Raw genomic sequence first — 13,104 nt, 5'->3', positions numbered from 1 at the left:
TAGGGCGGGACACGTGAAATCCTGTCTGAACATGGGGGGACCACCCTCCAAGCCTAAATACTCGCACATGACCGATAGCGAACACAGTACCGTGAGGGAAAGGTGAAAAGCACCCCGATTAGGGGAGTGAAACAGTACCTGAAACCGGATGCTTACAAGCAGTTGGAGCCCCATAGGGGGTGACAGCGTACCTCTTGCATAATGGGTCAGTGACTTAATTTATCGAGCAAGCTTAAGCCGTTAGGTGTAGGCGCAGCGAAAGCGAGTCTGAATAGGGCGACTGAGTTCGATGAATTAGACCCGAACCCCGGCGATCTAGGCATGGCCAGGTTGAAGGTGCGGTAACACGCACTGGAGGACCGAACCGGTGAATGTTGAAAAATTCTCGGATGAGCTGTGTTTAGGGGTGAAAGGCCAATCAAGCCGGGAAATAGCTGGTTCTCCGCGAAATCTATTGAGGTAGAGCGTCGGATGTATGCCGATGGGGGTAGAGCACTGGATGGGCTAGGGCTGCGCGAGCGGTACCAAACCTAACCAAACTCCGAATACCATCGAGTCTTATCCGGCAGACAGACGGCGGGTGCTAAGGTCCGTCGTCAAAAGGGAAACAGCCCTAACCTACAGCTAAGGTCCCCAAGTCATATCTAAGTGGGAAAGCATGTGGGAATCCCAAAACAACCAGGAGGTTGGCTTAGAAGCAGCCATCCTTTAAAGAAAGCGTAACAGCTCACTGGTCTAAATAAGGGTTCCTGCGGCGAAGATGTAACGGGGCTAAAGATATGCACCGAAGCTTAGGGTTCAGAATTTATTCTGAGCGGTAGCGGAGCGTTCCGTAAGCGAGTGAAGGCGAAGGGTAACCGACGCTGGACGTATCGGAAGTGCGAATGCTGACATGAGTAGCGACAAAGAGGGTGAGATGCCCTCTCGCCGAAAGACCAAGGGTTCCTGCGCAACGCTAATCGGCGCAGGGTTAGCCGGCCCCTAAGACGAGCCCGAAGGGGGTAGTCGATGGGAACCACGTAAATATTCGTGGGCCTGAAGATGTGTGACGGATCGTGGAAGTTGTTTTCTCTTATTGGATTGAGAGGGCAGCCAAGCGGTTCCAGGAAATAGCCTCTTCACTATAGACCGTACCCGAAACCGACACAGGTGGTCAGGTAGAGTATACCAAGGCGCTTGAGAGAAGTATCCTGAAGGAACTCGGCAAATTGCCTCCGTACCTTCGGAAGAAGGAGGCCCCATCTTAACGCAAGTTTTGGTGGGGGGCACAGGCCAGGGGGTAGCGACTGTTTAGCAAAAACACAGCACTCTGCTAAGTCGGCTTCAAGACGACGTATAGGGTGTGACGCCTGCCCGGTGCTCGAAGGTTAAGAGGAGGAGTGCAAGCTCCGAATTGAAGCCCGAGTAAACGGCGGCCGTAACTATAACGGTCCTAAGGTAGCGAAATTCCTTGTCGGGTAAGTTCCGACCTGCACGAATGGCGTAACGACTTCCCCACTGTCTCCAGGATATGCTCAGCGAAATTGAATTCTCCGTGAAGATGCGGAGTACCCGCGGTTAGACGGAAAGACCCCGTGCACCTTTACTGCAGCTTCAGAGTGGCATTAGGAAATTACTGTGTAGCATAGGTGGGAGGCTTTGAAGCGACGGCGCCAGCTGTCGTGGAGCCATAGGTGAAATACCACCCTGTGATTTTCTGATGTCTAACCACGCACCGTTAGCCGGTGTTGGGACCCTCTGTGGCGGGTAGTTTGACTGGGGCGGTCGCCTCCTAAAGAGTAACGGAGGCGCGCGATGGTAGGCTCAGGACGGTTGGAAACCGTCTGCAAGAGTGCAATGGCATAAGCCTGCCTGACTGCGAGACTGACGAGTCGAGCAGAGACGAAAGTCGGTCATAGTGATCCGGTGGTCCCTCGTGGAAGGGCCATCGCTCAACGGATAAAAGGTACGCCGGGGATAACAGGCTGATGATTCCCAAGAGCTCATATCGACGGAATCGTTTGGCACCTCGATGTCGGCTCATCACATCCTGGGGCTGGAGCAGGTCCCAAGGGTTTGGCTGTTCGCCAATTAAAGTGGTACGTGAGCTGGGTTCAGAACGTCGCGAGACAGTTTGGTCCCTATCTGCCGTGGGCGTCGATTGTTGAAAGGAGTTGCCCCTAGTACGAGAGGACCGGGGTGAACGTACCTCTGGTGTACCTGTCATCCTGCCAAGGGTGCCGCAGGGTAGCTATGTACGGACGGGATAACCGCTGAAAGCATCTAAGCGGGAAGCCTCCCTTGAGATAAGCAATCTTCGAACCGTCATAGACCATGACGTTGATAGGCCGGGTGTGGAAGCGCAGTAATGCGTGGAGCTAACCGGTCCTAATAGTTCTTTTCGCGCTTGTAGGATCCATACCATCAACGACAGCCCTGAAAGCTGTCCGCGATGAGGAGGAAATTCCAGCCGGATAAGCCCAAAAAGCTTGGGCAGCATCGATTTGAAAAACCGTATTGGTCCCCGCAGGATAAACCTGCGGGCGGCCAGTCCGCCTGCTCTATTGCTTGGTGGCTATAGCGTCTGTGACCCACCCGATCCCATCTCGAACTCGGCCGTGAAACCGGACAGCGCCGATGGTACTAGTGCCTAAGCACTGGAAGAGTAGGTCGTCGCCAGGCATTACAGCAGACGGACGCGGTACAAACCCATTCACGATTTCAAAAGCCGCTGCCGGGGACACTCGAGCGGCGGCTTTTTCGTCTCTGGCCCCTGTGGCCGATGCGAATAGAACGGTGCCGCGGGGTGGAGCAGTCCGGTAGCTCGTCAGGCTCATAACCTGAAGGTCGTTGGTTCAAATCCAACCCCCGCAACCAACATCTCAAACCACACACCAAAGCCGCCCCCCACGGGCGGCTGCTCGCGCTCAGAGGGAAACCGCACTCGGGCCAGCATATAGGCTGCTCTGAGGAAGTCCGATCACGTCCCGCTTGCGTGTCGCAAACGCAACCGAGCCGGCGCTCAGGCTATCGCGATCGTCAAGGTGAATGGCAAAAGTGCCGGTGATCGCAACGCCAGGTTCCGCTCATTGCGGTCCACGGTACAGATCGTCGGACGCTCGGCAACCTGCCAAGCGCGCCAACTCGTTATCAGGGCATCTGCCCGGCGAGTTTGCGGAGGGTCTGCGCGGCGATGTCCAGCGTCTGGAGCTTGGTCATGAAGCGCGCGACGACGGCCGGATCGTCGGCCAGCTCGTCGGACAGCGCCTCCATGGCCGCGGCCGTATGGATGATGTCCTCGCGGCTCAATTCGGTCGAGAACAGCGGCGCTGCGACCTTGGCCGCGGGTGCCGAGACCAGCTCGGCCTTGGCCATCTTGATTGCGACGTCGACTTCGGACTGGGTTCGCCGGCCCGACGGGAGCCACATCCCGACGTCTGCTGGGTGATGAAAACGGATTCCCGCCTTGCCGTGCCCCTTCCAGACGACCGTCGCATCGAGCGAGATCTCTCCACGATGGAGGAGGCATGGCGTGCCGGGGTCAGGGAGGTGCGCGGCCTCGACCAGCGCGCCGCCGCTCGACATGTTGCGTACCTTGGCCGTTTCGCGCGAGGTGTTGGTCACCAGTGCCGCCATGACGAACATATTGGTTCGCGGCTCCGAACGGGCGCAATCGGGGAAAGCTTCCGGTGTATCGTACGCTGTTGTGAACATGTCGAATTCCAATAGCCTGCATGCCCGATGTTCGGCAAGATTGCCTCATCGATCGACTAGGTAAATCTACGAGAAAACCTCCCGCCCGTACAGCAAAGGCCAGCCGGCGCCGTAACGAGTGAGGCCCGCCGCTCTTGCGAGCGACGGGCCATCTTCTCGTTGCTAGGCTTGTGGAGGCTTAGCGGAGCAGCGAGAGGACGTTCTGCTGGCTCTGGTTGGCCTGGGCAAGCATCGCACCCGAAGCCTGGCTCAGGATCTGGGCCTTGGCGAGAGCGGTCGTTTCAGCCGAATAGTCGGTATCTTCGATCCGCGAACGCGCGTCGGACAGGTTGGTGATGTTGTTGCCGAGGTTGGCGACAGCCGATTCGAGCTGGTTCTGCGAGGCACCGAGGCTTGCGCGGGTCGTCGAAACCGTCTTGATCGCGGTGTCGAAGAGCGCGATTTCGCCGCCGGCCAGCGCGGTCACGTCGACAGCAGCAGTCGCGGTCAGATCGGCGTGGCCCGAGAGGGCGGTCGAGAGGTCGATGGTCACCGCATCTGCTGCGTTCGCACCGGCCTGGATCGACACGACACCGGCGGTACCTGCCGTTGCGTCGAACAGCTTCTGGCCGTTGAATTCGGTGTTCGTGAGAACGCTCGAGATCTGCGTGTTGAGAGCATCCATTTCCGACTTCAGGTTGGCGAGGTCGTCGGCCGAGTAGGTGTCGTTCGACGCCTGCACGGTCAGTTCACGCTGGCGCTGCAGCATGTTGGTGACTTCGCTCAGCGCACCTTCTGCGGTCTGCGCCATCGAAATGCCGTCGTTGGCGTTGCGGATGCCCTGGCTCATGCCACGCACCTGCGAAGTCATCGAGGTGGCGATGGCGAGGCCGGCGGCGTCGTCCTTGGCGGAGTTGATGCGCTTGCCGGTCGACAGGCGTTCCATGGCGGTGCCCAGTGCCTTGCCGGCAGAGTTCGAAGCATTCGACGCCTTCATGGCGCTGATGTTGGTGTTGATGACGTTCATGGCTCAGTTCCCTTTGGTCTACGATCACTGCCCCCCGGTCAGGATGCGGCAGCCGAGAACCAGACCGGCAGAAATGTTCCGGGATTAAGTGGGCTGGCGAAAGTTCGCTGCCGGCCCGTTAACCAACCTCGTAAATCTACCAACCCTAAAATTATCCAATCTTTGGACGTGGGGGTGGCATTTCCCGGTTCGTCGATAAGACTTGCCATGTGGGGGCACAAATGGACGGGATTACAAAGACTGCGAATTTTTCGCGTGCACACGGGACCATCGAGGCCCGGATGGCGGGAATCGCGTCGTCTCTGTTTATGGAACGGCCGGTCACGCTGGCTGATGAGAGCGACCTTGCGGCCAACCGCGACGCGCGCACCATCACTCTTACGCGCGGCGACGAGCCGGCGATCATGCCGAGCGGCACTGGCGGAACGCTGACCTACAGCGACCCGATTGCCGAAAGCAGCATCGCCGCGCTGGTGGCGCTGACCTATGCCGGCCAGGGTCCGGTGGCCGCGGATCCCGCGTCGTTGTCGATCATCGCGCTGGCCGACCGGCTCGCGCGGACCGAGATCCCGGTGCTGATCAATGGCCCGACGGGAACCGGCAAGGAAGTCCTCTCCACTTTCATTCATCGCCGCAGCGATCGTGCGGACAAGCCCTTCATCGCGGTGAACTGCGCCGCGATCCCCGAAACCATGCTCGAAGCCATGCTCTTCGGTCACGAGAAGGGCTCGTTCACCGGCGCCAACGCCGCGGGCGAGGGTTTCTTCCGCGCCGCCGATGGTGGCACGCTGCTGCTCGACGAAATCGCCGAGATGCCGCTTTCTCTGCAGGCGAAGCTGCTGCGCGCGCTGCAGGAAGGCGAAGTGGTGCCGATCGGTGCGACCCGTCCGGTCAAGGTCGACGTGCGCATCATCGCCTGCGCCAACCGCGACCTGCCGCATGAAGTGGCCGAAGGGCGCTTCCGCGCCGACCTCTATTATCGCCTCAACGTCTTCCCGATCGAAATGCTGGCGCTGCGCGAACGCCGTGCGGACATCGCACCGCTGGCCTTCGCCATGCTGCTGCGTCACGCCGCCAAGGGCGACAGCGTGCCCTGGATCAGCGATGCCGCCATGGCGGAACTGATCGACTACGCCTGGCCCGGCAACGTCCGCGAGCTGGAAAACGTCATGCGCCGCGCGCTGCTGCTCTCGCAGGGCAAGAGCGTGATCGACGCCGAACACATCATCTTCGATATGACCGCCCGGGCGGTCGAGAAGCCCGCTGAAGTCGTGCAGATTGGCGAGAGCAAGGGTCCCGCCAAGCTGTCGAAGATCGTCCAGATCTCCGAAGCGCGTGCGATCATGGAAGCGCTCGACGCCGTCGGCGGCCACCGTGCCAATGCGGCCCGCGCGCTGGGTATCAGCGAGCGGACGTTGCGCTATCGACTGGCCTCCTTCCGTGAAGCCGGTATCGCCGTGGGAGCAGGCCGATGAACCCGGTAGGCGGAATTGGCGGCGGCGGCTCGATCGACCAGATCATCGCCCTGCGCCAACAGATCATCGATCGCTCCAAGGTCCTCCAGGAGCTGCACCAACCCAAGCCGGCTGCACCGACCGAAACCGCGCCGACCGCGCCGAGTTTCGGCGATTCGTTGCGTACGGCGCTCGACAACGTCAATTCGGTTCAGGCCGAATCCGGCCGGATAACCGCCGCATACGAACGCGGCGAGGAAACCGATATCGCCAAGGTGATGCTCGCCCGGCAGGAAGCCGGGGTCGCCTTCGAAGCCACACTCCAGGTCCGCAACAAGCTGCTTGCTGCGTATCAGGAGACCATGCGGATGGGGGTCTAATCCATGAGCGGTCTGGTTCCTGCCAATAACGCCCCGCAGGGGGTGCTGGCCCCGCTTACCAGCGGGTCGGGTTCGTTCGGCCAGCGGCTGAGTGCGTTCGTCGTACAGCCGCCGGTCAAGAAGGTCCTGCCCTGGTTTGCCGGTACGGCCGGCCTCGGCCTGCTTGCCCTGACATGGGCAACGCTATCCCCGGCGCCGCAACGCACGCTCTATTCCTCCCTGGCTGACGCGGAGCGCGCTAGCGTTGCCGCGACGCTCGATCAGGCGGGCATCGATTATGCGATCGACAACAACACCGGCACGCTGACCGTGGGCGAGGACGATGTCTATCGCGCCCGCATGCTGGTGGCGTCCGACGGCTCGCTGGCGGCTCCCGAAAGCGGGACCGACCTGATCGAGAACCTTCCCATGGGGGCCAGCCGGACGCTCGAGGGCGACCGACTGCGCGCCGCACAGGAGCGCGAACTTACGCTGACGATCATGGAGATCGACGGCGTCGAGGCGGTCCGCGTCCATATTGCCAAGGCCGAACGCTCGGTTTTCGTGCGCGAGGACATCGCTCCGTCGGCCTCGATCATGGTGCGTATGGCGCGTGGCCGCCAGCTGAGTGATGGCCAGGTCATGGCGATCGCCAACCTCGTCGCGGCTTCGGTGCCGGGGCTGGGGATCGACGCCGTCAAGGTCGTCGACCAGCACGGCAAGCTGCTGACGCAGGAGCGCGATCCCAAGAGCGGCCTCATCGATCTGCAGGCGCAGATGGAAGCCAAGCTCAATGCACAGGTTGGCCGCCTTCTCGCGCCCATGTTCGGCAGCGATGCCTTCACCGCGCAGGTGCAGGTCGAACTCGACATGAACGAAGTCACCTCTGCACGCGAAAGCTACGACAAGGACGGCACCGTCCGTCGCGAGACGACGCAGCAGTCGCAGACAAGCACGGCTCCGGCCGGCGGGATTCCCGGCGTGCTCGCGAATACTCCGCCTGCCGATCCCGAGGCGCGTCCGGGTGCCCCGCAGGATACCCAGAACGCGGCGCAGGCCGGCGGTGCGGGCGAAAGCAGCGCAACGCGGGTCTATGAACTGGGCCGCGAGGTTTCGGTCTCGAACCTCTCGCCCGGATCGATCAAATATCTCTCGGTTGCGGTCGCGATCGACCAGGCAGCGCTCGCCAAGGCCAGCGCTGCCGACATCACCAAGGTCAAGGAACTCGTGTCGGCTGCCGTCGGTGCACGCGCCGATCGCGGTGACCAGGTGACCGTGGTCATGAGGGCGTTCGAAAAGGTCGAGGCCGAAGGCGTGCCCTTCTACGAGACCAGCTGGTTCGGCATGGCCGTTCGCAACGGCGTGGCCATACTCGGCGTGCTGCTGGTGCTGCTCCTCGCTGTGCGTCCGGCAATCAACGCCCTGCGTAACGGGTTGAAAGGCGGCAGTCGTGCGGATCTCCAGGGGGACGGGGGAACACCCGCGCTCGGCGGTCCGTCCTACGGCGCCGTATCGCCCTATGACCGCGAGGCGCTCGACGGGCAGATCGAACTGGCCCAGCGCATCGCGCGTGAAAATCCCGACGACGCCGTGCTGGCGCTGCGCCGCCTGCTCGCCGAAGACGCCCACCAGGGAGCATCGGCATGACCGCGTCCGCTACCCAGCTGCTCGGCGGCACCGACAAGGCAGCCATCATGGTCATGCTGCTGGCCGAGGAAGATGCCTCGCGCATACTTGGCCAGCTGACGCCCGACGAATTGCGCCAGCTCGCCGGCACCATGTGCAGCATCGGCGATGTCCAGCCACATGCGATCGCCGATGCGATTGCCGGTTTTTCGCGGTCGACCCAGCAGAACGGTCTTTCCGGTCATGGTCGGGTCGACAGCGTGCGCAAGATCCTCAGCGGCGCAGTGGGCGAGGTCAAGACCGAAAACCTGATGCGCCAGGTGGCGCCCGAGCATGAAGAGGCAAACCTGCCCGCGCTCGGTCTGTTGCGCTGGCTCGATCCGAAGATCATCGGCGAAATCCTTGCCGACGAACATCCGCAGGCGATTGCGGTTCTGCTGCTCCAGCTCGATACCGATGTCGCGGCGGCCGCCCTCGCCGCACTTCCCGAAGAGCTGCATACTCCGGTGCTGCACCGGGTCGCCCGTCTGGGTCCCGTGTCGCGGCAGGCGATCGAAATCCTCGAGCAGACGCTCAACGCCAAGATCGAGAAGCTCCACGGCACGATCCCGCTGACCATGGGCGGGATCAAGCATGCGGCGGACATCATCAACCGCTCGCACCGCAGCCTCGAGAAGCGCGTGTTGCCGACGATCAACAAGATCGACAAGAAGCTCGCCAAGGAGCTCGAGAACGAGATGTTCAAGTTCGAGCATCTCTTCGCGCTCGACACCAAGATGACCGGGGTGCTGCTCCGTGAAATCGAAAGCGATACGCTGATTCTGGCGCTCAAGGGCATCGAGGAAGATCAGCGCGAACAGTTCTTCGGCGCCATGTCGTCGCGCGCGGCCGATGGCTTGCGCGACGAGATCGAGATGCGCGGCAGGGTCAAGAAGGCCGATGTCGAAACCGCGCAGAAGGAAGTCGTTGCGATTGCCAAGCGCCTGATCGCGCAGGGCGACCTGATCATGGGCGAGGGCGACGAGGACTATGTCTAGAGTCGCCTACTCCGCACTGGGCAGGCGCGGGAGCTTCTCGCGCAACAGCCGCTTCACCACGCCCGAAGTTCCCGCGGCACCGCCTGTCGAAGTCGAGGACGCAGCCGAAAAGGCATACCGGGCCGGCTATGAAGACGGGCAGATTTCGGCGCGCGCGGATTTCGATGCACAGTTGAAGGCGGAACGGGCGGAACGCGCGGCCATCGAACTGGCCTTCGCCCGCTTCGATGCCGAGAGCGAACGCAATCTTCGCGACGGCCTGCTCGCCACCGTGCATGCGCTGTGCGAAGAGGCCGTTCTGCCGTTGGCGCTCGATGCCGAGGGGCTTGCCCGGCGGATCGATGCCGCCGCCGCGATGCTCAAGCGCAAGCACGATCGCCGCGTCATCCATATCCACCCCGATGATCTCGAGTTGGTTCGCGACAACGTTGCGGCCGATCTCGAACTGGTGCCCGATGGCAGTGTCGATCGGGGCGGGCTGCGCGTCGAAACCGAAGACGGCGGGGTCGAGGACGGCCCGCACCAGTGGCGTCGCGCGCTCGCAGAAATCTTCGATCCATGCAGGACCTGATCGACAAAACGCTGGCGGGATTCGCTTCGGCCTCGCTCGATCTGGCGCCGCGCCGCTTCGGCCGTGTGGTTGCCTGCGATGGCGGGTTGATCGAGGTCTCCGGTCTCGGCGTGCCCATCGGCACGATCTGCAGCATTGCCCAGGGCGCTTCGACCGAACACCGTGCGGAGACCATTGGCTTCCGCAACGGCCACACGATGATGATGATGCTCGGCGACACCGTGTTGTTGCGGCCCGGTGCGATCGTCCGTCCCGAGGGGCGCCCCGGCATGCTGCATGTCGGCCCCGAATTCCTCGGCCGCGCGGTCGATGGATCGGGCGAACCCATTGACGGGCGAGGGCCGATCGGCGCGACCACCAGCTGGCCGGCCGGTGGCTATCGCGTCGGCGCGCTCGATCGTTCGCGCGTCACCCAGGTCTTCGATAGCGGAATCCGCTCGCTCAACGCACTCACTACGTTCGGTGTCGGACAGCGTATCGGCATCATGGCGGGTTCGGGCGTCGGCAAATCGGTGTTGATGGACATGATCGTCGACGGGGCCCAGGCCGATGCGGTCGTCGTCGGACTGATCGGCGAACGCGCGCGCGAAGTCTCCGATTTCGTCACCCGTCACATGGCGGGCGAGCGCGCCGCCAAAACCGCGATCGTCGCGGTTCCCGCCGACCACGCCGCGAACCTGCGACTGCGGGGCGCGATGCTGGCCACCTCGATTGCAGAGCACCTGCGCTCGAAGGGCAAGCGCGTCCTGCTGATCCTCGACAGCCTCACCCGCGTGGCCCATGCGGCGCGCGAGATAGGTATCCTTCTGGGCGAGCCCGGCGCTGCGCGCGGCTATCCGCCCTCGGCGTTGGCCACGATTACCAAGCTTATCGAGCGCGCCGGAAATTCCGCGGAATCGGGCGGGTCTATCACCGGCGTGTACACCGTGCTCGCCGATGGCGACGACCAGAACGATCCGGTTGTCGACACGGCTCGCGCCATCCTCGACGGGCATATCGTGCTGTCGCGAGAAATCGCCCAGCGCGGCCAGTATCCCGCCGTAGACGTAGGGGCCTCGCTCAGTCGCGTGATGAACGATATCATCCCGCCTGAATGCGCCGTCGCTGCACGCAGGTTCCGGGCGCTGAGCGCGACCTACGAGGCCAATCGCGACCTGGTCATGATGGGCGCCTATCGCCAGGGCGCCGACCCGCTGCTCGACGAGGCAATTGCGCTGCACCCGCGCATGTCCGCGTTCCTTTCTCAGGGCTGGGCCGAACGCATCGATGTCGCCACAGCCTTTGCCCAGATGACCGAGCTCGTCGGCAATGGCGCCTGAGCGCAAGAAGCTCAAACGGGCCCAACTGATCCAGCGGATCAGGACAGTGGAGCGGATGCAATCGGCGGCCGCGGCCAGCGAAGCCGAGGCCAACCGTATGCGGCTTTCGGGGGTGGCCGAACGCACGCGCAGCCTGGCCGCGCACTATGCCAACCGCGGCGATGACCTGGTCGGGGCCGATTTGCGCAGCGGGAAGGCCATGCAAGATCAATTGCAGAAACTTTCCGAACTGAGCGAGCGGCAGGCGCAAGAGGCCGAACTGCAATCGCAGGCGCGGCGCGAAGACTTCGCCCAGTCGGACCTGCGCCTCCGCAAGGCGGAGGAAGGCACGCGCGAGCTCGTCCGCACGATCGTCGCGGGCTTGGGAATGGCTTGACCCGAAACGCGTTTTGGCACGCTTCTTGATAGTAAGTCCGCAAACAACAAACGGACTTGCCATGACTTTTTCACTCGCTTTGCCGAAATCGTTGGATAGCCTCCTTCCCGTCGCCGCTTTCGAGGGCGAGAACGGGCGGAAATCCGCGACTTCGCAGGGCGGTGACGGTTTTGCCGAGCTGCTCAACCAGCTGGCGTCCGTAATCCCTCCGGTGCGGGGCGAGGGAGCCAGCGAAGACAAGGCAGCGACCGACCGGCAAACCGGCGATTTGCCAACCGGCAATTCCTTGCCGGTTGCCGACCTTGGGTTGCCGGTCATGCTGCCTGAAATGGTGAGTACGGATGAAGCGGATGAGGCTGCGCCCGTCTCCGCCATCGTACCTTTCATGGCTTCGCCGATCGCCGCGCCGGTGCTGGCGCTCGAAGCACCTGCCGGAGGCGTCTCGGCACCCCGTCTCAGTCTCGAGCTGATGCCCGCAACCGAACTTCCCAAGGCCGCCATGCCCGAGGCGATCACCGCCGACAAGGCAGTCGGTCTACCGATCGGGGACCAGGCGGCTGGCGAACAGACGAGCAAGGGGCTGGAGGTGCGCATTGCGGTTGCCAAGGACCCCGGCATGCCCAAGGCCCCCGCGATGATCGCGGTTGCCGAAGGCGGCAGGGTCAAGATGGAACTGCCCGTGGCAGAAGCTGCAGCTCAGGTAACGGCCAAGCCGCCGGTCGAGACGCAAGGCGCTTTCGCCATTGGCACGGCTTCCGCGCGCGCGACTGCGCCGCGTCCGATCCGCGGGACGGGCGAACTCTTCAAGGGAGTTCCCGGTACTCGCGGTGCCGCCAAGCCGGTCGCGGAGGGCGAGCCGATGCTCGCTTCCAAGCTGGTTGCTGGCGAAACCGAAGTAGCAACGAAAGTGGAGCGCGCGTCCACTTCCAAGGTAGCCACTACCTCGAACGACGACAATTCGCGTCAGGCCGCGGAAGGTGCCCGCAACGAGCGTGCCGGCGAACTGGCATCGGCAGTCGAGCGCAAGGGCAAGCTCAAGCCTGTCGGCACCGAGACCGCCGAAATCGCCTCGCGCGTCGCTTCGCCGATCGACGGACCGAAGAGCCCGGTCCACGCCGCCGCGCGCATTGAAGACGGCGCGTCCGCTGTCGGCCCGGTCTCGGCATCGCCCCGACCGGTCGTCAACGACCAGTTCGCGCAGGTCGAGCGCATCGTCGACCAGATCATGGCTGCGCGCCATGTCGATTTCGCCAAGGCTGCGACGATCGCCGTTGCGCACAAGGAATTCGGCGATCTCACGGTCACGTTCGATTCCTCGAACGACGGCATGAATATCCGCATCGCCGCCGAAGATGGCGAATCCCATCGCGCGCTCGCGGCTGCCATGGCGCAGGATCGCGGCCCCGTCCGCCAGCAGGAGATGGCCGGTCAGGCGGCTCCTGGTTCGACCCAGACCGCCCATGCGGGCGCCGAACGCGGAGCCAATTCGGGGCAGGCGGGTACCGGTTTCGGCCAGGGTGCCGCGGCCGGCGAACAGCGCCAACAGCAGAGCGAGCAACGCGGTCGCGCCAGCGCCCAGTCGACCACCACTTCCCAGCATGGCAAGCCCTCGTCGTCCGACGATGCGCTCTACGCCTAAGCGATAATTTCCAGATCCAGCCAG

10 protein-coding genes, 1 tRNA gene and 2 rRNA genes (1 of these 13 only partly in view) are annotated in these 13,104 nt (G+C 62.9%); 11 read left to right on the top strand and 2 right to left on the bottom strand.

The annotated features are described in order from the left end of the window. From K3181_RS03860 to K3181_RS03850, 3 genes are all read left to right on the top strand, one after another. Positions 1–2,391: ribosomal RNA gene (locus K3181_RS03860) — 23S ribosomal RNA — on the top strand (it extends 402 nt beyond the left edge of the window). Between the two features lie 155 nt (positions 2,392–2,546). Then, a 5S ribosomal RNA gene (rrf, locus tag K3181_RS03855) occupies positions 2,547–2,661 on the top strand. Between the two features lie 118 nt (positions 2,662–2,779). Then, positions 2,780–2,856, top strand: a tRNA-Met gene (locus K3181_RS03850). A gap of 273 nt (positions 2,857–3,129) precedes the next feature. On the opposite strand, the gene K3181_RS03845 is transcribed toward K3181_RS03850, so the two are convergent. Both K3181_RS03845 and K3181_RS03840 read right to left on the bottom strand, forming a co-directional pair. Then, complete coding sequence (locus tag K3181_RS03845) at positions 3,130–3,693, bottom strand: PilZ domain-containing protein (protein ID WP_221600963.1); 564 nt, start codon at positions 3,691–3,693, stop codon at positions 3,130–3,132. A 178-nt stretch (positions 3,694–3,871) separates the two neighbouring features. Beyond that, complete coding sequence (locus K3181_RS03840; protein WP_221600961.1) at positions 3,872–4,699, bottom strand: flagellin N-terminal helical domain-containing protein; 828 nt, start codon at positions 4,697–4,699, stop codon at positions 3,872–3,874. Between the two features lie 221 nt (positions 4,700–4,920). Between K3181_RS03840 and K3181_RS03835 the strand changes: the two genes are divergently transcribed. The 8 genes from K3181_RS03835 (at position 4,921) to K3181_RS03800 (ending at position 13,080) form a co-directional block, all read left to right on the top strand. Beyond that, positions 4,921–6,174, top strand: a complete 1,254-nt coding sequence (locus K3181_RS03835; protein WP_221600959.1) for a sigma-54 interaction domain-containing protein — start codon at positions 4,921–4,923, stop codon at positions 6,172–6,174. Next, the gene (gene fliE / locus K3181_RS03830) at positions 6,171–6,533 is read left to right on the top strand and encodes a flagellar hook-basal body complex protein FliE (protein ID WP_221600956.1); all 363 of its coding nucleotides are present in this window, start codon (positions 6,171–6,173) and stop codon (positions 6,531–6,533) included. The genes K3181_RS03835 and fliE overlap by 4 nt, the downstream gene beginning before the upstream one ends. Positions 6,534–6,536: 3 nt before the next feature. Then, complete coding sequence (gene fliF, locus K3181_RS03825; RefSeq protein WP_221600954.1) at positions 6,537–8,159, top strand: flagellar basal-body MS-ring/collar protein FliF; 1,623 nt, start codon at positions 6,537–6,539, stop codon at positions 8,157–8,159. Then, positions 8,156–9,175: a flagellar motor switch protein FliG gene (gene fliG, locus K3181_RS03820; protein WP_221600952.1), complete on the top strand. Its 1,020-nt coding sequence runs from the start codon at positions 8,156–8,158 to the stop codon at positions 9,173–9,175. Before fliF ends, fliG begins: the two co-directional genes overlap by 4 nt. Then, on the top strand, positions 9,168–9,746 hold the full coding sequence (locus K3181_RS03815; RefSeq protein WP_221600950.1) for a FliH/SctL family protein: 579 nt from the start codon (positions 9,168–9,170) through the stop codon (positions 9,744–9,746). Before fliG ends, K3181_RS03815 begins: the two co-directional genes overlap by 8 nt. Then, complete coding sequence (locus tag K3181_RS03810) at positions 9,734–11,065, top strand: FliI/YscN family ATPase (RefSeq protein WP_221600948.1); 1,332 nt, start codon at positions 9,734–9,736, stop codon at positions 11,063–11,065. Before K3181_RS03815 ends, K3181_RS03810 begins: the two co-directional genes overlap by 13 nt. 55 nt (positions 11,066–11,120) lie before the next feature. After that, entirely contained in the window at positions 11,121–11,441 is a 321-nt protein-coding gene (locus K3181_RS03805) for a hypothetical protein (RefSeq protein ID WP_221600946.1), read from the top strand. Between the two features lie 91 nt (positions 11,442–11,532). Continuing rightward, entirely contained in the window at positions 11,533–13,080 is a 1,548-nt protein-coding gene (locus K3181_RS03800; protein WP_221600944.1) for a hypothetical protein, read from the top strand. The last annotated feature ends 24 nt before the right edge of the window (positions 13,081–13,104 follow it).

The sequence above is a fragment of the Qipengyuania mesophila genome (assembly GCF_019711655.1).
Lineage (GTDB): Bacteria > Pseudomonadota > Alphaproteobacteria > Sphingomonadales > Sphingomonadaceae > Qipengyuania > Qipengyuania mesophila.
Note: the sequence above shows the minus strand (reverse complement) of the source record. Positions and strands in the feature narration are given on the sequence as shown.

Bases quoted from the DNA above. Each gene is read 5' to 3' on its own strand.
- K3181_RS03840 (WP_221600961.1), bottom strand. From the start codon at position 4,699: ATGAACGTCATCAACACCAACATCAGCGCCATGAAGGCGTCGAATGCT.
- fliG (WP_221600952.1), top strand. From the start codon at position 8,156: ATGACCGCGTCCGCTACCCAGCTGCTCGGCGGCACCGACAAGGCAGCC.
- K3181_RS03835 (WP_221600959.1), top strand. From the start codon at position 4,921: ATGGACGGGATTACAAAGACTGCGAATTTTTCGCGTGCACACGGGACC.
- fliE (WP_221600956.1), top strand. From the start codon at position 6,171: ATGAACCCGGTAGGCGGAATTGGCGGCGGCGGCTCGATCGACCAGATC.
- fliF (WP_221600954.1), top strand. From the start codon at position 6,537: ATGAGCGGTCTGGTTCCTGCCAATAACGCCCCGCAGGGGGTGCTGGCC.
- K3181_RS03805 (WP_221600946.1), top strand. From the start codon at position 11,121: ATGCAATCGGCGGCCGCGGCCAGCGAAGCCGAGGCCAACCGTATGCGG.
- K3181_RS03845 (WP_221600963.1), bottom strand. From the start codon at position 3,693: ATGTTCACAACAGCGTACGATACACCGGAAGCTTTCCCCGATTGCGCC.
- K3181_RS03815 (WP_221600950.1), top strand. From the start codon at position 9,168: ATGTCTAGAGTCGCCTACTCCGCACTGGGCAGGCGCGGGAGCTTCTCG.
- K3181_RS03810 (WP_221600948.1), top strand. From the start codon at position 9,734: ATGCAGGACCTGATCGACAAAACGCTGGCGGGATTCGCTTCGGCCTCG.